The sequence below is a fragment of the Chryseobacterium sp. A301 genome (assembly GCF_054489425.1).
Genome location: NZ_JBTMWY010000002.1, coordinates 561,690 through 585,963 on the forward strand (window position 1 = coordinate 561,690; position 24,274 = coordinate 585,963).

Below are 24,274 nucleotides of genomic sequence, written 5' to 3' on the forward strand. Positions count from 1 at the left end.
AAAGTAGAAATAAAAGTTAAATTTTCTTAAGATTGTATTTCGTCAAATTTCGTACTTTTGCACCATCAAAAAACCTATATATGTCAAACATCACTTTTACAATGATTAAGCCGGACGCAGTTGCCGACGGACACATTGGAGCTATCCTTGGGAAAATCGCAGGCGCTGGATTTAAAATCAAAGCCATGAAGCTTACCCAACTTACAGTAGCAGACGCGAAGAAGTTCTACGAAGTCCACGCAGAAAGACCTTTCTACGGTGAACTGGTAGAATTCATGTCTTCAGGACCTATCGTTGCGGCTATTCTTGAAAAAGACAACGCAGTGGAAGCTTTTAGAACTTTAATCGGAGCGACAAATCCAGCGGAAGCAGCAGAAGGAACCATCAGAAAAGAGTTCGCAAGAAGCATTGGAGAAAATGCCGTTCACGGTTCGGATTCAGATGAGAATGCTTTAATTGAAGGACAATTCCATTTTTCAGGAAGAGAGATTTTCTAAGAAAGCTTGTATTTCAAAGTATAAAAAAGAATCAGAAGTTCGCTTTTGGTTCTTTTTTTTGCTTAAAATTTCTCTGCTTTGATTAAGATCGATCGTAGACGGTATAACCATGTAGAAGGGACTCATTTCAATCCATTAGATCTCACAATTCTGAATAATAATTATGGGAAGCACAAAGTTTTCTAAAGGCCAGAAATACGATAGAGTGGAATGTCTAAAAATCCAACCTTTATTTCGTATTTTTGTTTTATGAATCAAGATACGATCTGTGCACTAGCCACGGCCAATGGAATTGGCGCTTTAGGAATCATAAGAGTCTCCGGACCTCAGGCCTTCGAAAACGTAAATCGATGCTTTGACGGAAAGGATTTAACCCTAGTAGATTCCCATACGGTGCATTATGGCTTTATTATGGAAAATACGGAGTCTATTGACGAAGTCATGGTCTCTGTATTTAAAGCTCCTAAAACCTTTACCACAGAAGATTCTGTGGAAATATCATTTCACGGATCTCCTTTTATAGCCAAGAGAATTTTAGACGTTTTGATTAGCAGCGGATGTAGAATGGCGAAAGCAGGGGAGTTCACCATGCGCGCCTTTATGAACGGGCGTATTGATTTATCCCAGGCTGAAGCAATCGCAGATGTGATCGCAAGTGAGAACGAAACCTCTAGAAAAGTAGCCCTGAATCAATTAAAAGGAGGCGTCTCAAATGAAATCTCCCTTCTTCGTGGAGATTTACTCAACTTTACCTCCCTTGTTGAATTAGAACTAGACTTTGCAGAAGAAGATGTGGAATTTGCAGATCGTACTGCTTTAAATGGACTCCTTGATCGAATTGAAGAAAAACTGAGAATCCTTATCGAAAGTTTCCAGTACGGGAATGCCATCAGAAATGGAGTAGACGTAGCCATAGTAGGAAAACCTAACGCAGGGAAATCAACCTTGCTAAATGCACTCTTAAAAGAGGAGAGAGCCATTGTGAGCGACATAGCAGGGACTACCAGAGATACGATTGAAGAAGTTTTTCATATTAAAGGAACGGCCTTTCGGTTTATTGATACGGCAGGCCTAAGAGAAACCAACGATACCATTGAAAAAATTGGAGTTCAAAAAGCGAAAGAAAAAATATCAACAGCCAGTATCTTGCTTTATCTCTATGATGAATTTGATAACGCACCAGAAGAAATTATTCAATCTGTTAAATCGTTTGCTAGGGAAGATCTAATGATTTTATTGCTGCACAATAAAATTGACCTAGCTTCTGAAGAAAAACATGAGTTTGATTCAAAGTTAACTGAGGCGTTAATTCCAGAACTAGTTAGCAAAATAATTCCAATTTCTGCTAAAGATCAAGTGGGATTAGAAATTTTGAAAACAGAACTTTCTTCCTATGTAGAGTCTCTGAAATCAGACGAAAACAATGTAGTGATCACAAACCAGCGGCATTTTGAATCCCTCAATAAGTCATTGGATTCGGTGTTGCGAGTTAAAAAAGCAGTAAGTCAAAGTTTCCATACCGAACTACTTGCTTATGAGCTAAAGTATGCGCTCGAGTACTTGGGGGAGATTTCAGGTGAATTCACAAATGATGAAGTACTAGGGAATATTTTCTCTAAGTTTTGTATCGGGAAATAAATTACTTTTCCCTTGTATTCTTTTGTATTCTTTTGTCAGACTTTGTTTATATATTTGTGACCACGGATGTAATAATTTTTTTATTTTTAAATAGTAGGTAGTACAAATTAGTACAATATATAAATTATGAAATTTACATTGAATAAAAGGAAACTGAAGGATGATAGAATATGTTTTTCAATCGAATATTATCGCGGTTCTGAAATTTCAGCTGAAGGCAAACGAAGACATTTGCGAAGTTTTGAAAATTTGGATAGATATCTATTTTCTGATCCGGTAAATCCCGCAGAAAAAAAACATAATAAACAGAGTCTTGAAATTGCTGAAAATGTGCTTTCTATCCGGAAATCTGAGTTTTTGCAAGGGAAATTTAATTTGAAAAATACAACCAAATCAAAAAGAACTTTCCTTAATTATTTTACTGAAGAAAAGCAACAACAAGATTCTTCCAATAATTACGGCAACTGGTTTTCTACTCACCAACACTTAAAAAAAGTCATTTCAAAGAACCTGACTTTTGATGAAGTTGATGAAAATTTTATAAATCAAATACATAAATATTTCGAAAACTATGCCCGTACTGAAAGTGATTTACCACTTTCTCAAAACTCAAAGTATTCTTACTTCTACAAATTTAAAGATGCGCACAGAAATGCATTTGAAGAAGGTTATCATACGATTAATTATGCTTCAAAAATAAAATCATTTTTGCAAGCTGAAAGTCAACGAGAATACTTGACTTTCGATGAATTACAATCTTTAGCAAAGGCCGAATGTAAATATCCTATTTTGAAAAAAGCGTTTCTTTTCTCTTGTTTAGCCAACATCTAATGAAAGTCAACAGATTAAAAGTAATCCTTGCTGAAAATGGGAAAACCAATAAATGGTTGGCGGTAAAGCTAGGGAAAAGCGATGTCACGGTATCTTGTTGGGTGACTAATGAGGTGCAGGCTTCGATGGAGACTTTGTTGGAGATTGTAAATATTTTGGATGTGGATTTTAAGGAATTGCTAATTTCAACAAAGAAGGTTTAGTTATGAAAAGGTTTAATGAAGTTGATATATTAGAAACCGAAATTTTAGAACAATATCCGGAAGTACTAGAATTGCTTTTATATGATTTTACAACAAAAAGTAATATTTTTTGGGCGACTGATGATTACACTCATTTAGGTCTTGGATATGAATATGGTTCTCCGATTAAAAAAGAATTAGTCACTGGTCTTTACGGTAATGTTATTATGCCAAGGGTTAAAAAAAATGCAGAACTTAAACAATCAAGAGTTAGGGCTAAAGCGGAAGTTTTTACCCCTTCTTGGGTTTGTAATAAGCAAAATAATTTAATTGATAATGCTTGGTTTGAACGAGATCATGTTTTTAACAAAGAAATCAAAACATCTGATGGTCAAAATGATTGGATAATTTCAAATGAAAAAATAATTTTTCCAGAAGGAAAAACTTGGCAAGATTATATTGAGGATGTAAGATTAGAAATAGCGTGTGGAGAAGCACCTTATATAGCAAGTCGTTATGATGCAACTACAGGAAAATATATTCCAGTTGAAAGACGTATTGGTCTTTTAGATAGAAAACTAAGAGTAATCAATGAAAATACAGTTTCCGAAAAAGATTGGCTAAAAGCAACAGAAACTGCTTTCAAATCTATCTATGCATTTGATTGGCAAGGCGATAGCTTATTGCTAGCACGGGAATCGTTACTTTTTACTCTCTTAGACTATTTCCATCTTAAATTTGGAGAATTACCAGAGCTTACTTCTTTAAAAATAATTGCTAAAATCATTTCTTGGAATGTTTGGCAGATGGATGGATTAAAAGGTGTAATACCAGAAAGCTGTATTAAAAAATTTGTAAAGACATCTGAAAACTTATTCGGAGAAAAAGAAACTGAAACAAAATTATGTGAAGGATGTCTTAAAGGTAATTTACATAAACATAATGGTATTTATTGCACCATAAAAGACTGGAAAACAAAAGACACTGAAACAAATGAGTATGGATTTCAGCTGAGATTTATTGATTTAGTTAAAAAAAACTAATAGTATTATTTTATGCCTCAAACTAATAACATAGATATAGAAATTCTTAACGGATTAATATTCGGTCGAGTAGAACCACATATTTACGCATTTTCTACTGGAACAATTCCAAACTATTTAAAAGTAGGAGATACATATCGCCCTATAGAAAAAAGACTGAACGAATGGAGAAAACACTTTCCAAATCTTGAGAAAAAATTCTCTGATGTAGCTAAAGCTGACGAAGAAACATTTTTTAGAGATTTGTCAATTCATCAATATTTAGAAATTGACTTAAACAAACTTCGATTATTACCTGCCACAATTCCCAATATTCCCTACTATTCAAAAGAATTTTTCGAAAATACGACAACACTGGAGATAAATGATGCTATTGCAGATATAAAAGAAAGTCATACTCAAAATAACGGCAAATATCGATTATATACATTTGATAAAAGTAGAATACCAACTACTTATGCATATTCAAGAACTCAAAATTTTCAACCAAGACCCAATCAGCAAGAAACTATTAATCGTTTTAAAGTTGCAATTGATAATGGGAGAACAAATCTTTTGATGTATGCCGTAATGCGTTTTGGAAAATCATTTACTTCCATGTGTTGTGCTGTTGAAATGGATGCCAAAATAGTGGTTGTAGTTTCAGCAAAAGCAGATGTGAAAATGGAATGGAAAAGAACCATCGAAAGTCATGTATATTTTGAAGAATATTCTTTTTTAGATAGTGATGCATTATTAATGAGCGATCAGGAAATTTCTGAAAAATTAGCAAAAAATAAGAAAGTTGCAATATTTCTTACACTACAAGATTTGCAAGGAGCAGACATCAAAATTAAACATCAAGAATTGTTTGATAATGAAATTGATATATTGATTATCGATGAAACCCATTTTGGAGCTAGAGCAAATGAGTATGGGAGAGTTCTTCAGCTTTCAAATTCCGAAGTAAAAAAAGAACTCAAACAAAGCGATGAAACTTTAGAAGATTTAAAAGATTCGTTAAAGATTTTTGATGCAAAAATACGGTTACATCTTTCGGGAACGCCTTATCGTATTTTAATGGGAAGCGAGTTTTCACAAGAAGATATTATTGCTTTTTATCAATTCACGGATATTGCAGATGACCAAGAGAAATGGGACGGAGAAAATTTGAATAAAGATGATGTAAAAGAATGGGAAAACCCTTATTATGGCTTTCCACAAATGATTCGTTTCGCATTTAATCCCAATGAGTCTTCTCTTAAAAAAATGGATGAATTGAAGAAAAGTGGTGTTACTTATGCTTTTTCTGCTTTATTCAAACCAAAATCTATTACAAAAGATTCAACACATCAAAACCATACAAAATTTCAAAATGAACAAGAAATTTTAGATCTCTGGAAAATAATTGATGGGGCAACTCTTGACGATAATCTTTTGTCTTTTCTAGATTATGATAAAATTAAAGAAGGCAATATGTGTCGACATATTGTTTGTGTATTGCCATATCGTGCTTCTTGCGATGCTTTGGAGCATCTTATAATTAACAATTTAGAAAAATTTAAAAATCTTAATCAATACGAGATTATCAATATTGCTGGTGTTGAAGATGAAAGAAAATTTAATGACACAAAAAAGGTAATCTTAAAAATTAAAGAGTTAGAAGCTGTTCAACAAAAAAGTATTACGCTTACCGTGAACCGAATGCTTACAGGAACTACCGTTGAAGAATGGGATACCATGCTCTATTTCAAAGACACCGCATCTCCGCAAGAATATGATCAAGCTATTTTCAGGCTTCAGAACCAATATGTCAAAGATTTAATTGATGATAATAACAATGTGATCAAAATTAATATGAAACCTCAAACATTATTGGTTGATTTTGATCCAAATCGAATGTTCATTATGCAGGAGCAAAAATCTAAATTCTATAATGTCAATACCGAAGCCAACGGCAATACAAAATTAGAACAGAGATTAAAGCGTGAACTTGAAGTTTCGCCTATTATTACACTAAACAGTAATAAATTAGTACAAGTTACCCCAACCAATATTTTAGATGCTGTAAGAAAATATTCAAGTGAGAAAAGTGTATTAGATGAGGCTACATCTATTCCGGTAGATTTTTCTCTTCTTCAAAATGCAATTATTAGATCAGAAATTGATAAACAAGGAGAAATAGGTTCTAAACAAGGATTGGAGATAAGTGCTACTCAAGCTGATGGTAATGGTGACGAACTTACTGTTTCAGAACCGATCGCAAATGAAGAAAACAACACAGGACAAATTAATACAGTAAATACTGATACTCCTGAAAAAAATACAGAAGAAAATGTTTTTAAGAATAAATTTGCCACCTATTACTCGAAAATTTTATTTTTTTCATTTCTTACAACTACTGAAGTGAAATCTTTACAACATATTATTGATGCCATCGATGCAGACGTAAATAGTTTGAGAATTGCAAGTAATCTGGGATTAAGTAAAAGTATTTTAGAAATTATTCAAACCGCAATGAATACTTTAATTTTGAATGAATTAGATTACAAAATACTCAACATTAATACTTTAACCAGCGATGCTAATCTATCACCAATTCAACGTGCTGGTATTGCAATGAGAAAATTTACACGATTGTCGGAATCTGAAATTGTAACCCCAGAAAAAGTAGCAAATAAGATGATGAGTATTTTTGCGGAAAATGCGCTAGACGATGACTCTCAATTATTAGATGTTGCTTCCAAACAAGGTGAATTTGTATATGCCGCCTATAAAAAATATGGTAAAGAAATAGCCGGGAACTTCTATTCAATACCAACGTCCAAGGTTGCCTATGAATTCACCCGAAAAGTCTATGAACTTTTAGGTTTGGATGTATCGCACATTGAAGAAAATTACACCTCTTTTGATTTGCTTAATAATGAGCTAGAAATGATAAATAAAGACGAAATAAAAATAAATAGCCAAGATATGAAGTTCGACGTAATTGTTGGAAACCCACCTTATCAAGTAATGGATGGAGGCGCTCAAGCCAGTGCAAGACCAATTTATCAAGAATTTGTTAAGATTGCAAAACAACTTGATCCTGAATTTATTTCAATGATTATCCCGACTCGATGGTTTTCTGGTGGTAAAGGTTTGGATGAATTTAGAAAAGAAATGCTAAATGATGCAAGAATTTCTCAGCTGCACGATTTTTTGAATCCTAAATTATTATTTCAAGATACGAATAACAGAGGAGGTATTTGTTTTTTTCTGTGGGATAAAAACTATAACAATATAGAAAATTTTTCAAGCATTTTCACGTATAATAATAGTTTCACACCAACTATCAGTACCAGAAATTTAAAAACTGAAAATTCAGATATATTTATTCGTCACGGTTTAGCAATTGAAATTATCAAAAAAATTAATAATGATTTAAATTTTCAATCATTTGAAAATCATATCTCAGCTAGAAAACCTTTTGGTTTAGAAGGGAAAATTATTAGAAATAAAGATATTTTCAAAGATTACCGAGTAGATCTTGTTAATCATCTAAAGTGCTACGGAAGAGGAAAAAAAATTGGATATGTAAATTCTACTGACATTTCCAACAGAAGAATGATAGATCGATTTAAAATTTTCACTCCATATGCAAACAATATCGGTACGGAATTACAAGATGATAATCTAAATACTTTTGTCGGAAAACCCAATGAAATTTGTACAGAATCCTATTTGGTTATTGGAGCTGACCTGGAATTAGATTTAAGATCAGCGACTAATCTATCTAATTATTTTAAAACAAAGTTTGTGAGATTTTTACATAGTCTAGCAAAAATAAGTCAACATGGCACTTCAAAAACATACAAATTTGTTCCACTTCAAGACTTCACAGATACTTCTGATATTAGGTGGGAAGATTCTATCCAAGGAATAGCACAACAATTGTATGCAAAGTATAACCTCACTCAAGAAGAAATTGATTTTATTGAAAGTATGATTAAACCAATGGCATAGATTAGCATGTTGAAGTTCTTTTAAAGAACCAAAAATAATGATAGTTAAATGTAGCACAAATAAATGTAAATAAATTTTATGAGCTAAGAAGCAAATTTATTGTTATTGGAATTACAGGCAGAATGAGAGGAGAAGCAAATGTTTTTAGCGAATTACTTTGGAGTGAGAGTAATCTTTTTTAGATGAAAATACCATAAATGAATTTAACTGATAAAATATCAATGAAGGTTTGAAATATAAAAATTTAAATAAATTTATACCTTTGGCAATAGAACATCAAAGAATTCTAAAAATTTTGAGGTACTTGAATATATAAAAGTTTTTTTTTAGCCACTTTTTGATTGTTATAAAGATGATGAAGATTTCATTTTAAATATAGTAAGAAAGATCATTCAGCTTGGAAAATATCGCGATTTCAAGTTCGAAATATTTGGCAGTAGACTAGAAAGTGAACAATTTATTAGCAAACTAGTAAGAGATTTTTTAAATAAAGAAGAGGTGAATTTTTTTTTAGGAACCTTCAACTTTTCTTGTTCAACTTTTGAAGAATGTATATAATCAAAAGAAAGTGTGAGTATTTACATTTTTTTAAATGTAGTATTTTCCAATATCACATCTATTTTTTATGCATTATTAGGCTTCATAACACAAAATAAGCATTTTAATGTGGTTGGTTTTTAACAATTTATTTACATTTTTTCTTTAGCAAGGAATACGAGCGAGAGTATATAAGAGAAAGAACTAATGCTGGATTACATTTTGTAAGCGCAAGAGGAAGTACCGGTGGAAAACCCAAAGGTTATATTACAAAGACAATTTCAAAACTTCTAAATATGCGTTCAGTTTACGAAGATCGAACAAAAGCTCCAAAAGAAATCTATGAACCGCTTGGATTAACGAGAATCACATTTTATCGATACGCAAAAATTCTAGATAATCATTCAGATAAAGAAATAAAGAAGATGGCAATTTAAAAATAATAGTTACGCAAGTAGTCTGCGTAGCAAGAATGTACTTTTGCATTAAGTAAATTATAGTATACCTATTTTCATAAAATGACTGACAAAGATAAATTTGAAACGGTAATTGAAATTGCTTCAATTGATTTGCCCATTATCAAAAATCATTTAGAGGTTGTTGTAAAAACCTTAGCCGATTTAATTCAATTATATAAAAATGAAGTAAATCCTAAGCTGGATTTTGGTGAAGCTTATATTGAAACACTAACAACCAAAATTTTACTTGCTACAAACACAGCGTTACAACTTTCAAATGGTCAAAATTTAAAAGTCCTTGACAAAGAAATTCAAGTAATAGATATTTCCTCATTATACGTCGTTGCGAGAACTATTATTGAATCTTTTCTCACAATTGAATATTTATTTTTTAATGATATCACCTAAAAAGAAAGGGATTTCCGATTTAAATTATGGAAAATAGCGGCTTTTATGATGAGACAACATGCAATAAACAATACAAATATAATTCAATCTGAAAAAATTCATTCTGAAAAAGAAGAAATTGATAAACTAAAAAAAGAAGTGAAAGAATCAGAATTTTATTCTCAATTATCAAAGCATGAAATTTGGAAATTGGATACTTTTGGAATTCCAAGAACAATTAGTTGGTCTAAATTACTTAATAAAATTAGTATCAATAATAATTTACTCGATGGTTATTATAAACTTTATTGTAATTATGCTCATTCTGAATTTGTATCGATAATGCAACTGAATCAGATGAACCTAAATAACAACATGAGAAATGCTGAATTGCTATTATGCATAATTATAGACTAAATCTAAAAAGCTAGTCATAATGGAAGCTTTATAATTACCACTGATATAACTTTCTGACAATTAGTTATATATTGCAAAGGGAATGTTTTTTGAGTTTTAATTGAAAAGTTTAAGTATGCTGAAGTCTATAGTTCATAAAATCGGATTAAAAAATTATCAAGAGGCGCCAGATAGAAAGAGTTTGAGTTCTTTAGCAGCTAAAGTACTGACAAATGAGAAAGAAGTTGCAAGAGTTCAGCCTTATCTTATAGCTATTAAAAATGCAATTGAGGAACCAACGATAACCAACATTGCTATTACAGGTGCTTACGGTTCAGGCAAAAGTACCATTATCAAAACATTTCAGCATCTTAATCCACAGAATAAATATCTCTATATTTCTTTAGCATCTTTCAATGATTCAAATAGTACAGGGGATATGGAAAGATTACTCGAAGTAAGCATATTGCAACAGATTTTCTATCACGTAAAGCCAGATGAAATCCCTGATTCAAGATTTAAGCGTATTATTAACAATACAACCAGCAAAATCTGGTCTATCGCTATTGGTTTTATTTTATGGATTTGTAGTATTTTCATTCTTTTCAAATTCAACTACATAAGGAAAATTAATCCGGATACTTGGATCATGAGATGGGAAAATATAGACTGGATAACATTCTTAGTGTTTCTTATTTTCTTTTTTGGAATCGGAATATTTTCTAAAACTGTTGTTAGGTTATTCAGCAATTCAAAAATCAATAAATTAAATATTCAAGGCGAAGTTGAATTAGGAGATGATATTGATAAATCTGTTTTTAATGAACATCTTGAAGAGATTCTCTATTTTTTTGAAAGGACAGATTATAACGTAATCGTGATTGAAGATTTAGACAGATTTGAAAATACAGATATTTTTACCAAACTGAGAGAAATAAATATTCTCCTGAATAATTCTAAATCCATCCAAAGTAAAAGAGGAAATGAAAAGATAAACTTTCTGTATGCAATTAAAGATGACATGTTTAAAAATAAGAATGAAAGGGTTAAGTTTTTTGAATTTATTGTTCCAATAATACCTTTCATCAATCCATCCAACGCCGACGAACAGTTATCAAAGCTTATCAGCGAAGCTGAACTGGAATCTGTTCTATCCCAAGAATTTATCAGTGACGTCATCACTTTTATTGATGATATAGATATGCGTTTGCTCATCAATATCTTCCACGAATTTGTTTTATACAGAGATGCTCTCAACCCAGAATTTGTAACGAAGCCGGAGGAACTTTTTGCAATTATTACATACAAAAATCTGAATCCTAATGATTTTATGAAGTTACACAGAAGGGAAGGAGTGCTTTATCAATTTATAAATAATAAGAGCAAATATGTTTCAGAAATAATAAAAGAAATTGATGAGCAGATTATAAATAATATTAAAGACATCAAACAAATTGAAGATGAAGTTTCTAAAAGTGTGATAGATTTAAGAATCATCTATATTAATGCTATTTTGTGTCTTTTACCACAAAACGCAACTTTATTTATAGAGGCTCCCATTAACGAACTTACAGATGACGAAAATTTCGAAAATTATATCATTAATAACAATGTCACTTACAACCTCTATACACAATTTGATACTTATAGATTCAACCAAACAAAATCCAAACTAGATTTCAAATTTCCTGATATTGAAAGTGAGATTAACTCAGATTTCACCTATTCAGAAAGAGAACAATTTATTTTTGATAAAACCAGCGATAAAGTTCAAATTCTCAAATTGGAGATTGAGAAACTTAAAAACAAAAGACAAGAAGTCAAATCTTGGGATATAAAGCAGATTTTTGAAGAAACTGATATAAGCACTTATCTAGATGTTTTCGCGGGGAGTCCTTTGATGCGTAATTTACTGATAAATGGTTATCTCAATGAAAATTATAATGATTACATCTCTTTATTCCACGAGGTAAGTTTGACTAAAGAAGATTTCATTTTCGAGAAGAAGGTCAAGAGTGGGGAAGCTCTAGCGTTCGATTATAATTTGACAAATATTGAGACTGTAATTAGTAAAATTCCCGAAAAATACTTCAGACGTGACAGTATTTTAAATTTTGATTTACTTGATTATCTTGGTAATAATCATAGTAAATATAAATCTTTATTTGATAATATCTTAAACGTATTAGGCAACGAGAAGGAAAAATCTATCGTATTTATAGATTCGTATATACACCGAGAAGATTTTCCGAAAGAAATTTTTATGTCTTCCATTTGTAAGTCTTGGCCAGGATTGATCTATTATCTGTACAATGATAGTATATATACTGAGGAAAAACAGAACCTTTATCTAGAGCTTTTGATAAAATTTGTTTCAAATGAAGATATCGTGGAATTTCAAAATGAAGATTTATTAAAGGACATGATTGAAGAAAAGCCATATTTCTTGTCAATGATAAAAAGTACTATTGAAATTGACTATTTTGAAAAGGTTTCTTCGCTGTTTAAAAAAATAGGTGTGAAATTTTCGGATTTAGACCCTGTTAAAGATGATACGAAAAGATTGTTCGATTACGTTTATAAAAATGATTGTTATCAGATAAATGCGGAAAATATTGAAGCTATGATGCTTGAGTATAGTAAAGAAATACAAGTGGGCAATTTAGGAAAAGCACATTTTAATTCTATTCTTCTTTCTAAGTGCGAACATCTTATTGGCTATGTAAAAGGATATATTAATACATATGTTAAAAAGGTATTTTTAAAATTAGAAGGAAATTCTGAAGAACCAGAAGAGTCATTTCTTATACTTCTGAATAATCATTTTTTGGATAAAAAATTAAAACAGGACGTGATAAATAAATATAGCTTTAAAATCTCTACAATATCAGATATTGAAGATTCAGAAATAAAAACAATGCTGGTGGCTTCTAATAAAATTGTACCAAATTGGGAAAATGTAATTGATTATTATATTGATTGGGATTCATCTCTGGAAAAATCCCTTATAGACTTTTTGAATAATAGTGAAAATTTTCATGAGCTTTCGAAGGAAAAAATGGATATGGAGGGAGATTATGGATATACAGAGTTTAGAAAAAATATTCTACTGTGCAGTGATTTGTCCGACGAAAGCTACATGAAGTTGTTTGAAAATAGTATGTACACTACAGACCAGCTTGCGTTCGAAAATTTAAGTATTGAAAAGGTGAAATATCTGGTTGAAAATATCCTGACATTATCTGAAGAAAATTACAGTCTTTTGAAAGAAAAATTTCCCCATCAACATCTCGACCTTATAGCTAATTATCAAAGTAAATTCATTGAAAATTTTGAAAAATACTCACTGGACAAAAAAGATATTATTTTACTGCTTGGCAATTTGACAAAAATAGAACATCAAACTAAAATTGAAATCATAAAAATGCTTGATTCTGATGTAATTATCAGTAGTAAGGGTATTTCGATTATTGTTTGCGACATACTTTCAAATGCTTCTTATATTCCTTTAGAATACCAAATTCTTGAGGGATTGTTCAGTAATGCCACTTCGGTGGACAATAGGATAGAACTGCTTAACATTCAATTTAGCAAATTAACTATCGAAGCAATAAGTAATCTCGTAACAATCTTACCCTATCCTTATTCAGAAATCGCTGTAAGAAGAAAAAGACCTAAAATTCCTTTAAACAAACGCAATCGTGAGTTTGCAAACAATCTTAATAGCCAAGGTTTGATTTCTTCATTTGAGGTTAAGGGTAATGAAATTAAAATTGTCGCTAATTACTAAAATATAGAAAAAATCAATCGAATCCCTCTTTCAAGATTCCCAACAGTTGAATGCAGTGACGAGGATATTATTGCAGCATACGATTGGTTTCGCTCATATATATCACATTCTGATTGGCGAAAAAAGAAGATTACTATCGAAAGATATCTATCCAGCTGCATACTGCCTGTGGACATTTCGACCAATATAGCAAGCTCACCTCATATTGTGATTGAAGACGACAAAATGGGTTGGTATCTATATCTTGTATACACATATATCTATAAACAACACAAGTATGAGTTCTTTCAAGGAGCGCGGATTTTGCCGATATTTAAACGTTTGGGGAAAAATCTAGAGCTAGTAAAATCTATTGAAGGTATACCCCAATGGTTCTGCAAAGTCAAGTTTATATAAAGAAGTTAAAAAAGTATAATTACAGTTCCGGAGTTTACATCAATTCCGATAAGATAGAAAATGAAATACTTAAAATAGGTTTCTTAAATCTGAATACATCAATTTAAAAGTAAGTTAAAACATTCTCAATGATTTGCTGAAAGCAGAAGATTCTGTAACACTATTTGAAAAGTAGAAAAAGAGTTATTGCAGCATCTCTGACCTATATTTCCATTCCCAAGGAAAATTTGTTTTGTAGTTTATAATTATTTAAACATTCAAGAAGTAGAGAGAAATCAGCATCTCTTCCAAATTATTTCGAGGGAGGAAGCAAATACCAAGGGAATTATCAGAATTGGAAATAACTTAAATGATAAAATTTATCCTTAATTCTTTCTTAGCAGGCAAAGCAAAACCGATATTTGTGAAATAAAGGTATAAAAAATCCTCTACTTGTAAATAAACTATAATAATTGAAAAATAACTCGATTAAACCTTTAACCCCGACTCTCGAAGCATCGTAATGCAAAGCATCAAAAGTTTATATTTTTCACCAACCTTTCTTTACTAAGTTTTCAATTATATTTCTTTAATCTTAATCACCTCACTACTCCTCACCTTCATATTGTTTTCATACATTGTCTGCTTCACCGTCACTTTCACCCTATCATATTCAGGGGTAGGAAAGTTCATCAATTTTGAAATGTTCTTAAACTTAAAAGCTTTGGCAAGTAAGGCAATGTGTCTAGTAGAGTATTTATGCCGTTGTTTGTATGATTCTACATTTCCAACAAATGTTTTCGCAAGCCCCATTTTTAAACTCAGCTCCTCTTTGGTAAAACCCTGAGATATTCTTATCATTTTAACATGTTCAATTAGTTCAAAATCAATTTGGTTGATTTCAAAGTCAAAAATTTCTTCCATTTTCTTCAAAATAATTAATCCAACCTGTTGGATATTTAGATAATTTCATTATATTTGTTTCAGCGAATTAATAATGAACCTAATTCAGGTTAATTAAACGATGATTTCTCGTTCCGTAAAGTCCTATTTAGCAGACGAGAGTATCGTGAAATCGCTCCATGTCAAAAAGTTTCATACTTTTGTATCCGGCATGCGAGCGGTTCTCACGTAAGCTTTCACTTGCATACAATATTAATTTATTGTAGGGTCGTAGGACACCCACGGATTGAAAGTGTGAGACCGCTCCTTGCTTTTTCCAGGGATCTTCCTCGCATCCGAAACCATCGTCCCATAAACCCACAACATTACCATGAGAACGACATTAAATCATTTACCTCCTTAAAACATTAGACTTTAAAAGTCCAATTTATCCAGATTTTTGAAAGGTCGCCAATGCTTCCTGCTAAAAGTATACAGTATCGTGATGGCTGCCCAAAATCTGAAAATTCCAATTGCCTTAAACACTCCTAATCCGAACAAAAGGTAGGAGGCGTACTATTTAAACACGCACATTGCCAACATTGCCCACTTTTGAAAGTGGGGTAGAGACGAAATTGCCTATTTAGGTAACGGATCCTACATTTCCCATTCAAAAAGCAACCCAGCCCTTCAATTTGAGGTTGACGGAACTTACTATCTGCTAAACTAACTCGCACGTTAAAAGTAAGATGTTTTTTCCACTTACCCAAATCGATTGAAGATTGATTTGCGGGTAGTGTTGGTTTTTTTCTTTCAAACTATTTAGTCAGGTGTTTAAAACCCCTGATAACGAGCATCAGATGGCTTTCGATACCATCTTTCAACCCATCTTTACATTCATATCTTCATTATATTTTTTTGGGAAGGATTTTCCTTCGCAATGGAGAAGCTTTATGCAGACGAGAGGGGAAATCTAACTCCCAAAAAAGACTTAGGTCAATTGCGAAAAACTTACGTTTAAAAATAAAAATGCCCTTTCCCTTGAGTAGAAGCAATACGGGAAAGAGCGTGGTCTTAATAATTGTTTAACCAAAAAACCAAGAACAAAACTATGGAAAAAAAGTTTTGCAGGGACATCATCGCCCTAGTATTTTTAGTTCTCCTTAGTCTGCAGATTCCAGCGCAGCAGAAGGCTCTCAAAGTGGGAGAGGCGATACCAGAGGACTTGTGGAGTACTCCACTTCAAATTCTAAACAGTCCGCAAAAAACAACAACCTTAAGTGAAAATAAAGATCAATTGATTCTGCTTGATTTTTGGGCGACCTGGTGCAGTGCCTGCCTTAAGAATTTTCCCAAGATGGAGGCACTTGAAAAACAATTTGAGGGCAAGTTGAAAGTTTTAGCTGTTTCAAATGAGAGTCGAGCGCTATTAGAAAAGTTCTTTCTGTCTAAAAATGGGCAGAGATTTAAGAACATAGTGTCCGTTTCAGATGACAAAATTCTAAGTGAAGCCTTTCCACATTTCGAAATTCCATTCGTGGTCTGGATTAAGGATGGAAAAATCCTGAATTCAACTGGGGCCGATCAGGTAACGGAGAAGGCAATTAAGGAAATTCTAGAAAATCAAAAATCAACTTTAAAAACTGTTTTACAATTGAGTCGTAAACGTCCATTTATGTTAGCGGAGCAATTTGATTCAGAAGATGAGACTTCTCTTTCTAGTTACCAGATTTTGACAAAGGGACTCGTCCGTGCGATTGGATCAGGTACTGGTTTTCACCGAAGCGCATCAACAACGTATGGACGTCAGTTTACAAATCTACCGCTTATTAATATCTATAAGGGGCTTGCCTACCAAATTTTCGAAGATAGAGGAGATAACTTCAATAATAAAAGGCTAGTAGTTCTAAGCCAGAATTCTGAGAAATTGGAGATTTTTGACACAGATAGTGAGGCGGAAAGAAATGGAAAGTATTACAATTTTGAATTTATTGGTCCAGTATCTCGATCTAAGTTTCTTCATGAAGATATGCTTAGTTATCTGAATCAGTATTCAGGATTTACGGCAACGTTAGAAGTACAGAAGAAAAAATGTATCATTTTGAGCCAACGAAATAAGAAAAATCCGACTTCCAAAGTGACTCTTCCAATTGCCGAAACGAAAGTAAAAGGAATTGCCGAAGGTGTAGTACAATCACTAAATGATACGTCCTTAACGACACTTCCCATTCTCATCGAATCAGGCAGTAGAACCCTAATACCACGTAGCATTTCTAAGTTGAAAAATTTCGATGATGTCAAAAAGGAACTTATGAAAGAGGGGTTTGAACTCGACATTGCGGAACGAGAACTTTTAATGCTTGTAATAAGAGACTTAACAGATTTTAGACCAATTAATTAAACTATAAATTATGAAAAACTACTTAATTATCTCATTCATTGTATTCGCTAATCTCACCTACGCACAAACAATTGCAATTGGACGAGTTGTAGATGCTCAATCTGGAGATCCTATTTCGAATATTCGTATAAGCGAGAATAAAGGAAAAACGCATTTCTTAAGTGACAGCAAAGGTGAATTCACCCTAGAAATGAAGGATTTTGACTTTAAGGTGAAGTTCGATGGGCAAGGGTATGAATCTACTGAAGTTTTGGTTAGTTCTAAACTCCAAGGAACTCTAGTAGTGAAAATGAACCTTAAATCAACTAATGTTGAAGAGGTAACTATCATGACTGGTTATCAAAATATTGCACGAGAACGTGCAACGGGTTCATTTTCAACTGTAGATTCTGACCTTTTCAAAAAACAAGTAACCACAAACATTATGGATAGGCTTCCTTCTGTCGCAAATGGCTTAACTGTAGATCAAGGAAGTACAGGTTTGCCACAGTTAATGGTTAGAGGTATTAGCTCAATCAGCGGACCAAAAGATCCACTTATAATTCTAGATGACTTTCCTTTTGAAGGGAATCTAAATAGCCTTAATCCAGACATTGTGCAATCTGTGACGGTGTTGAAGGATGCAGCCGCATCTAGTATTTGGGGAGCAAGAGCTGCCAACGGGGTGATCGTAATCACAACTAAAAAAGGAAAGTTGAATCAGCCGCTTAGGTTAGAATTCACAGCGAATACTACGTTTGCTAGTTCACCGGACTTAAATTATTTAAAAGGAATAACTAGTACGGATTTAATCGATGTGGAAACAGAGCTTTTTAATCGAGGCAATTATACAAGCGCAATTAATTCGCCTAATCATCCTGTTTTAAGTCCAGTTGTTGATTTATTAAATCAAGCAAGTAAGGGTTTGATGTCTATTCAAGAGGCTCAGGTTGAAATTGACAAATTAAGAAAGATCGATGTTAGAGATCAGTTCAAGAGATATATGTATAGTACAGCGGTCAACAATCAGTACGCACTAAATCTTTCAAGTGGAACGAACAAAATGTCGTGGATGTCCGCTTTGGGATATGATTCGAATACCGGGAATTTATCCGAGGAATTTCAAAGGTTGAATTTCAGTTTACAAAATGTTTGGAAACCAATAAAGAAGCTTACGATTTCAACAAGTATGTCCTATGCAAATACAAAGGACAAATCAGGCAAAATCGGATATGGTGGAGTTAATATTGAAGGAAACGAGCAAGTTCCTTACCTGCAATTTGCCGATGACTCAGGAAACCCATTGATTGTAGTGTCTCGCTATGACCAAAGGTATAAAAACAGCCTCGTAGGGAGTGGTCTTTTAGATTGGAATTATTACCCATTAACTGATTGGATGCATTCAACATCAACAGGCGCTAGTACCTATTTTACTATTAATTCCTCAATCAAATATGAAATTCTTAAGGGTTTAGATGCTGAGCTTCGATACAACTATCAATTAACCCATCGTTTATCTGAGACTTTAAACGATGAGGAAAGTTATTATACAAGGAACTACCTTAATGATTTTGCCTATTATGATCCACAAGGCATTTTGAAATGGAGAGTTCCAAAAGGCTCGATATTGTACCGATCCAATACTCAATCCACAGTAAACAATTTTAGAGGGCAATTGAATTACCATTTAAATTCAGAACGACACAACATAGATGCTATTGCTGGTGCAGAAGCGAGGACAACAAATATTGATAGCAATAGTTTTCGTGAATATGGATATAATACAATCAAAAAGACCTCCATGCATGTTGATTACTTAAATCCATACCCTCGATTTGTAAATGGAAATCCTGACTACATAGTTGATAGTAGATCCATGCAAGAGATGAATACAAATTACATGTCATTTTATGCAAATGCTGCGTATACGTTCGATAAGAAATACATTCTCTCGGGTAGTGTTCGTCGTGACGCAAGTAATCTTTTTGGATTAACAACAAACAACCAATGGAATCCTTTTTGGTCTGCTGGTGCTGCATGGAAAATTTCAGAAGAACCATTTTATCGTTTAGCCTTTATTCCAAATCTTAAAGTCCGTGGATCCTATGGATACAGTGGCAATATTAACCCTGCAATGGTTGCCGTTACAACAATTATTTATGATACTGCACTTTCACCATACACACAAACGGGAACGGCGCGTGTAGACCAATATTATAATCCTGGATTAAAATGGGAGACATCACGAATGATCAACTTTGCACTTGATTTTTCGACAAAAAATAACAGGATCAGTGGGTCTTTCGACTATTTCGTGAAAAAGGGAAGTAATTTATTTGGTCCGGCTCCGTTAGATTATACAACAGGAATTAGCTCAATGCTGATGAATATTGCTGGAATGAAAGGACAGGGTTTAGATATTGAATTACATACGGTTAATTTGAAAACCAATTTCTTCAAATGGAATTCGACATTAAACTTTAGTATATACCAAGATGAAGTATCAAACTATCACAGAACGAATCCCTTTGCTAGTTCTTATGTGCACGTTTCTGGCAACAATGTACCCATTGGAGGAATAGTTGGTAAACCTGTTTATTCTGTTTTCGCCTATAAATGGGCGGGGTTAGATCCCATTACTGGAGATCCACAAGGTTATCTCAATGGCGAAATCTCCAAAGAATATGCGGCTATAACTGGTAGTGAAAAGGGGCTTGACGATTTGGAGTATTTTGGTTCTGCTTTACCCACAAAGTACGGTTCATTCTTGAACTCTTTTGGATACCGAAATTTTAGTTTGGATGTAGGAATTACATATAAGCTAGGATATTGGTTTCGACGTAATTCAATTAATTATACAAACCTTATACGATATAGAGTAGGACATAGTGATTATGCGGCTAGATGGCAGAATCCTGGCGATGAACTTGTGACAAATGTTCCTTCATTTCAATATGTTACAAATGTAGCGAGAGATCAATTTTATAATGGTTCAAGCGCATTAGTAGAAAAAGGTGATCATGTAAGATTGCAATACCTGAATTTCGCCTATGAATTTGCAAAAAATGAATGGCGTGCAATTCCATTTGAATCTATGAGGGTATATGCAGCGGTCAGTAACCTTGGAATTATATGGCGCGCAAATGATTTGGAACTTGATCCAGATTATAGCTTTACTGCGAATGCACTGAAGCCAGTTACAACTTATTCGATTGGACTTAATGTTAAATTTTAATATCAAATTATGAAAAATATTATCAAAATCCTTCTTGTACCAGCACTAATTCTAAGTAGTTGTGACAGATTATTAAATGAAAAATCGAATTCTAGATTGGCGACGCCAGAGACTCTCGCAGATAATCAAGCTCTTCTGGACCGTGACTTTAACACAAGATGGGTAAACATTGCAGGCGAAATTTCATCTACAGATGTATATGTGACCGATGCGGATTACAATAGAATGCGTTCCGACGCAGAAAAAAGATTGTATACTTGGCAACCCGATCGAGTTTCCGATACTTCAAACGATTGGCAGTTATCTTATTTAAGAATATATACGTATAATTTGGTTTTACATAACCTGAAAACGTATAATATTGCAAACAGTGATAACGTAAAAGGTCAAGCACTTTTATTACGGGCTGCCGCATACTTAGATCTGGCTCAATCCTATTGTTTAGCTTATGATAAAAATAATGCTGACAATCAACAGGGAGTCCCTCTACGTCTAGATCCAGATATGAATCAAAAAACAGTACAATCTACTTTGAAGGAAACCTACAAACAGGTAATTGACGACTTGTTGATGGCTGAAACTTTATTACCTAAAGTGCAGATATCCACCATAAGACCTTCCAAAGCTTCCGCTTTTGGATACTTATCGCGTGCCTATCTTTATATGGGCGACTATCCAAACGCGCTATTGTATGCAACGAAATCATTGGAGATAAATAATGTACTACTAGATTACAATGCACTTGATTCTAAAATAGCGTATCCTATTCCTGCACTAAATGAAGAAATTATTGCAGCAAATTCAATGGCAAGCTCAGTTTTTTTAGGTCGAAGACAGGCAAAGGTTAATATTGAGCTTTACAATTCATATGAGGAAAATGATTTACGTAAGGATCTTTTTTTTAGCACAGACGCGGGTGGATATATATTATTTCGAGGTAATTATTCAGGTACCTCAATAAGATGTGGAGCTTTAGCAAACGACGAAATTTACCTCAATATTGCAGAAAGTCATGCGCAAATGAATAATCCGACAAAAGCGATGGAATTCTTAAATGAGTTGCTAAGAAAGAGATGGAAAAGTGGAACTTTTTCGCCATTAGTTGCAACTAACGCAGAAAGTGCATTGGAAATTATACGAATAGAAAGGCGGAAAGAGTTGCTTTTAAGAGGGCTCCGTTGGTCCGATATAAAAAGATACAATCGAGATGGTGCAAATATTCAACTTACTAAAATAGTGGATGGAGAAACCTATGTTTTGCCACCGAATGATCTTCGATACGCTGTTGCAATCCCTGAAATCGTAATTGAAATGACCGGGATACAACAGAATAAAAGGTAACTATTCATAAATGAAAAAAGAAACGAAGCTGTCTCAAGATTTGAGACAGCTTCTGATTCTTAAGAGTTTTATATCTTAAGATTCTGGCTTGAAGCCTTCAGAGATAGCTTTTACCGCTGCGTTATTTTTCCCATAAAGTACACTGCTTAAAGGAGTGGTTTCAGGAAGTGTAATTTTGCATGGTAGAGCCAATTCAGTAGTTGAACAATTTACTTGATTGTTCACTGTACTCCAATTGCTCAAGTCACTGAAATCATCAGTCATATCTGTGCCAATGTAGTGATAAACAACATCTTCAGCATTCTGACTTTTTTCTGCCATCTGAAATGACATTGTAATTCCTGCTGTTAGCAGGGCGACTACCAACATTGCGTTGGTTCTTAAAAATGAAATGATTTTCATTGTAAAAAAATTTAATAATTAAAATAAATATTGATAAAATTGGTACTTGACTATTCCTAGTCAATCGGTTGCTATGTATTTGGGAGAACAATAGGTTCTCCCTTGTACATTGTAGCCAACTGGAATTCACAGTTGACAGGTGTCAATCATGCTGCAGCATGCAATTAAGAAGTTGCGCACCTTCTCAATATTTTTTTTGTTGGTCTATGTTTGTAATCATAGATTCCGCATATTGCTATCCGTTGTAGACTCATCATAACTCCCAAGTTTACGTTTCAAGACCCTTATTCTTGTTTTCAAAAACAGGACTGGTGACTCTAAACTTTAGGGTAAGTTATGCTCAATAAAAATCGATACAGCACTCAGCCAAGATGGCTCGAGTAGCCCTTCATTCTTATCCTTTCGTTCGGAGTTTCCAATAGACGTTCTTTCTCAAATAGGAGGGAGTGGGTTGGTCTTTGGCTAGGACAATTCGAGTCTTAGGTGTACCCATCGTTTCCCATGTTCCGTCGCATGGACACTTCTGTCCAGAATAAGCTATCATTACAATGGGATCTTTTTCAAAGAAGAAATCCCTGTAAGGAATCCCCTGTTTATGAGTACTCATAGATTTGGGATTTTATTTAACCCTCAGTTTCTAACCAATGTTGTCTGTCTTTCTTAGGAGGTAGTTTGGTCGTGTCCTTATCGCCATCCTCAAGAAATAAATCCTGAGGTTTTAAAATAGTGCCTGTAGGATTTTCCGCTTTTAAAGAAGCGGGCATCGAATCGCGATCTTGACACGATAGTAAAATACTTGATAGTAAAATAAATGTTAAGCCACTGAAGGCTGCAAATTGAAAGGTTTGATTTTTCATAATGGGTTAATTTTTTTAAGATTAGCCCGGCCGGTTGATTTTTTATTGATAGAATTCTTGGGATAAATGTATGTAATTCAAGCATATGAAAATTTTTGGGTAGGGAACGGATCGTGATCCGTTCCCTCGCCTACATAATCCGTTCCCTCTTTTTTGAAACGAAAATTCTTTTAAAATCATAAAAATGTAACTGCTATGTATTCAGGTGTGGTAATTTGCCTGTATTATGCAAAACATACTAAAAGAACGAAAATAATTGAAAAAAAGTTTTAATTTTATGAATATCGTGCGAGTATGCGTAATCCGTTCCCTTTTTTAGTCCTGATTTTGGTCTCAAACTGTGCAATGTCGCAAGGTTTTACCAAAAACTATGACTATTATGAGAAGCTGTACGGTCATTTTTCTGAAAATGACGTTAGGGCACTAGTGTCTTTAAATCAGAGCATAAAGGTTGCAAAATTCCAGAAAGATTATCAGCATTTAACTTACGTTTATGAGGACGCAGTGTACTTTATGAAAGATCGCGACGTAAAATTGCACTATGCGGATAGTAGTTTAATCGCAGCGAAGCTTTCGAAAGACCAAAGTTTAGTGGCAAAAGCTTATTTAGGCAAGGGTATCGTTTACTATTATAATTTCCGGGATTACAGAAAGGCCCTTGATGAATATAAAAAGGCCAATACTGCCGCTCAAAAATTAAAAAATTCCTACTTAAATTACAAAATTCAGTTTCACATTGGCTTGGTTAAGAAATACCTTGGTTTTTACGGGGAAGCGGATTCTCATTTTGCGCAGGGCGTGGCTTATTTCAAAAGGAATTTAGAGAACGGTGAACTGCATTCAAACGAGCGTCACAATATGACCAAAGGCTATTTGAATTCTCTCTATCAACAAAGCCTTGTTAAACGTCATTTACAAGAATATTCAGAAGCTCGTGATCTTATTTCGGAAGGATTTAAGCAACTAAGTTTATTAGAGGACTATTCTGAAGAAAGAGGGAAGTTCATGTTAGCCCGTGGAATGGATCTGCTTCTTTCTAAGGATTTCAAAAACTCCTAT

The 24,274-nt window shown here is 33.4% G+C and carries 16 protein-coding genes and 1 pseudogene; 13 read left to right on the forward strand and 4 right to left on the reverse strand.

All coding sequences use genetic code 11. The features are described 5' to 3' along the window. Nucleotides 1-80 precede the first annotated feature (80 nt). The 9 genes from ACX3PU_RS05845 to ACX3PU_RS05885 all read left to right on the forward strand — a co-directional run bounded on the left by ACX3PU_RS05845 (nt 81) and on the right by ACX3PU_RS05885 (nt 13,743). The gene (locus ACX3PU_RS05845; RefSeq protein ID WP_459083994.1) at nt 81-497 is read left to right on the forward strand and encodes a nucleoside-diphosphate kinase; all 417 of its coding nucleotides are present in this window, start codon (nt 81-83) and stop codon (nt 495-497) included. A gap of 249 nt (nt 498-746) precedes the next feature. Beyond that, nucleotides 747-2,135: a tRNA uridine-5-carboxymethylaminomethyl(34) synthesis GTPase MnmE gene (gene mnmE, locus ACX3PU_RS05850; RefSeq protein ID WP_459083995.1), complete on the forward strand. Its 1,389-nt coding sequence runs from the start codon at nt 747-749 to the stop codon at nt 2,133-2,135. A gap of 126 nt (nt 2,136-2,261) precedes the next feature. Beyond that, the gene (locus ACX3PU_RS05855) at nt 2,262-2,966 is read left to right on the forward strand and encodes a phage integrase SAM-like domain-containing protein (RefSeq protein WP_459083996.1); all 705 of its coding nucleotides are present in this window, start codon (nt 2,262-2,264) and stop codon (nt 2,964-2,966) included. Beyond that, entirely contained in the window at nt 2,966-3,169 is a 204-nt protein-coding gene (locus ACX3PU_RS05860) for a helix-turn-helix transcriptional regulator (RefSeq protein ID WP_459083997.1), read from the forward strand. The genes ACX3PU_RS05855 and ACX3PU_RS05860 overlap by 1 nt, the downstream gene beginning before the upstream one ends. A 2-nt stretch (nt 3,170-3,171) precedes the next feature. Continuing rightward, nucleotides 3,172-4,191 (forward strand): restriction endonuclease subunit M, encoded by a 1,020-nt coding sequence (locus tag ACX3PU_RS05865; RefSeq protein ID WP_459083998.1) that lies wholly within the window; start codon nt 3,172-3,174, stop codon nt 4,189-4,191. A gap of 12 nt (nt 4,192-4,203) precedes the next feature. Continuing rightward, a complete protein-coding gene (locus ACX3PU_RS05870; RefSeq protein ID WP_459083999.1) occupies nt 4,204-8,175 on the forward strand; it encodes an Eco57I restriction-modification methylase domain-containing protein in 3,972 nt (1,323 codons plus the stop codon). A gap of 1,055 nt (nt 8,176-9,230) precedes the next feature. Further along, complete coding sequence (locus ACX3PU_RS05875; protein WP_459084000.1) at nt 9,231-9,578, forward strand: hypothetical protein; 348 nt, start codon at nt 9,231-9,233, stop codon at nt 9,576-9,578. 45 nt (nt 9,579-9,623) lie between these two features. Then, complete coding sequence (locus ACX3PU_RS05880) at nt 9,624-9,974, forward strand: hypothetical protein (protein ID WP_459084001.1); 351 nt, start codon at nt 9,624-9,626, stop codon at nt 9,972-9,974. Between the two features lie 115 nt (nt 9,975-10,089). Then, the gene (locus ACX3PU_RS05885) at nt 10,090-13,743 is read left to right on the forward strand and encodes a YobI family P-loop NTPase (protein WP_459084003.1); all 3,654 of its coding nucleotides are present in this window, start codon (nt 10,090-10,092) and stop codon (nt 13,741-13,743) included. A 954-nt stretch (nt 13,744-14,697) separates the two neighbouring features. On the opposite strand, the gene ACX3PU_RS05890 is transcribed toward ACX3PU_RS05885, so the two are convergent. After that, nucleotides 14,698-15,042: a hypothetical protein gene (locus ACX3PU_RS05890; RefSeq protein ID WP_459084004.1), complete on the reverse strand. Its 345-nt coding sequence runs from the start codon at nt 15,040-15,042 to the stop codon at nt 14,698-14,700. Between the two features lie 1,069 nt (nt 15,043-16,111). Here ACX3PU_RS05890 and ACX3PU_RS05895 point away from each other — a divergent pair. From ACX3PU_RS05895 to ACX3PU_RS05905, 3 genes are read left to right on the forward strand one after another with little or no spacing between them, the layout of a single operon-like run. Further along, on the forward strand, nt 16,112-17,401 hold the full coding sequence (locus ACX3PU_RS05895) for a TlpA family protein disulfide reductase (protein WP_459084005.1): 1,290 nt from the start codon (nt 16,112-16,114) through the stop codon (nt 17,399-17,401). Between the two features lie 10 nt (nt 17,402-17,411). After that, a complete protein-coding gene (locus tag ACX3PU_RS05900; RefSeq protein ID WP_459084006.1) occupies nt 17,412-20,615 on the forward strand; it encodes a SusC/RagA family TonB-linked outer membrane protein in 3,204 nt (1,067 codons plus the stop codon). Between the two features lie 9 nt (nt 20,616-20,624). Next, nucleotides 20,625-21,956 (forward strand): RagB/SusD family nutrient uptake outer membrane protein, encoded by a 1,332-nt coding sequence (locus tag ACX3PU_RS05905; protein ID WP_459084007.1) that lies wholly within the window; start codon nt 20,625-20,627, stop codon nt 21,954-21,956. A gap of 75 nt (nt 21,957-22,031) precedes the next feature. Here the strand turns inward: ACX3PU_RS05905 and ACX3PU_RS05910 are convergent, their stop codons facing one another. The 3 genes from ACX3PU_RS05910 to ACX3PU_RS05920 all read right to left on the reverse strand — a co-directional run bounded on the left by ACX3PU_RS05910 (nt 22,032) and on the right by ACX3PU_RS05920 (nt 23,215). Next, entirely contained in the window at nt 22,032-22,358 is a 327-nt protein-coding gene (locus tag ACX3PU_RS05910) for a hypothetical protein (RefSeq protein WP_459084008.1), read from the reverse strand. Between the two features lie 394 nt (nt 22,359-22,752). Beyond that, the gene (locus tag ACX3PU_RS05915) at nt 22,753-22,965 is read right to left on the reverse strand and encodes a hypothetical protein (protein ID WP_459084009.1); all 213 of its coding nucleotides are present in this window, start codon (nt 22,963-22,965) and stop codon (nt 22,753-22,755) included. 16 nt (nt 22,966-22,981) lie between these two features. Continuing rightward, nucleotides 22,982-23,215, reverse strand: coding sequence for a hypothetical protein (locus tag ACX3PU_RS05920; protein WP_459084010.1), 234 nt, complete (start codon nt 23,213-23,215; stop codon nt 22,982-22,984). Nucleotides 23,216-23,560: 345 nt separating this feature from the next. On the opposite strand from ACX3PU_RS05920, the pseudogene ACX3PU_RS05925 reads away from it, so the two are divergent. Then, a pseudogene (locus tag ACX3PU_RS05925) lies at nt 23,561-24,274 on the forward strand (hypothetical protein); the annotation flags it as partial.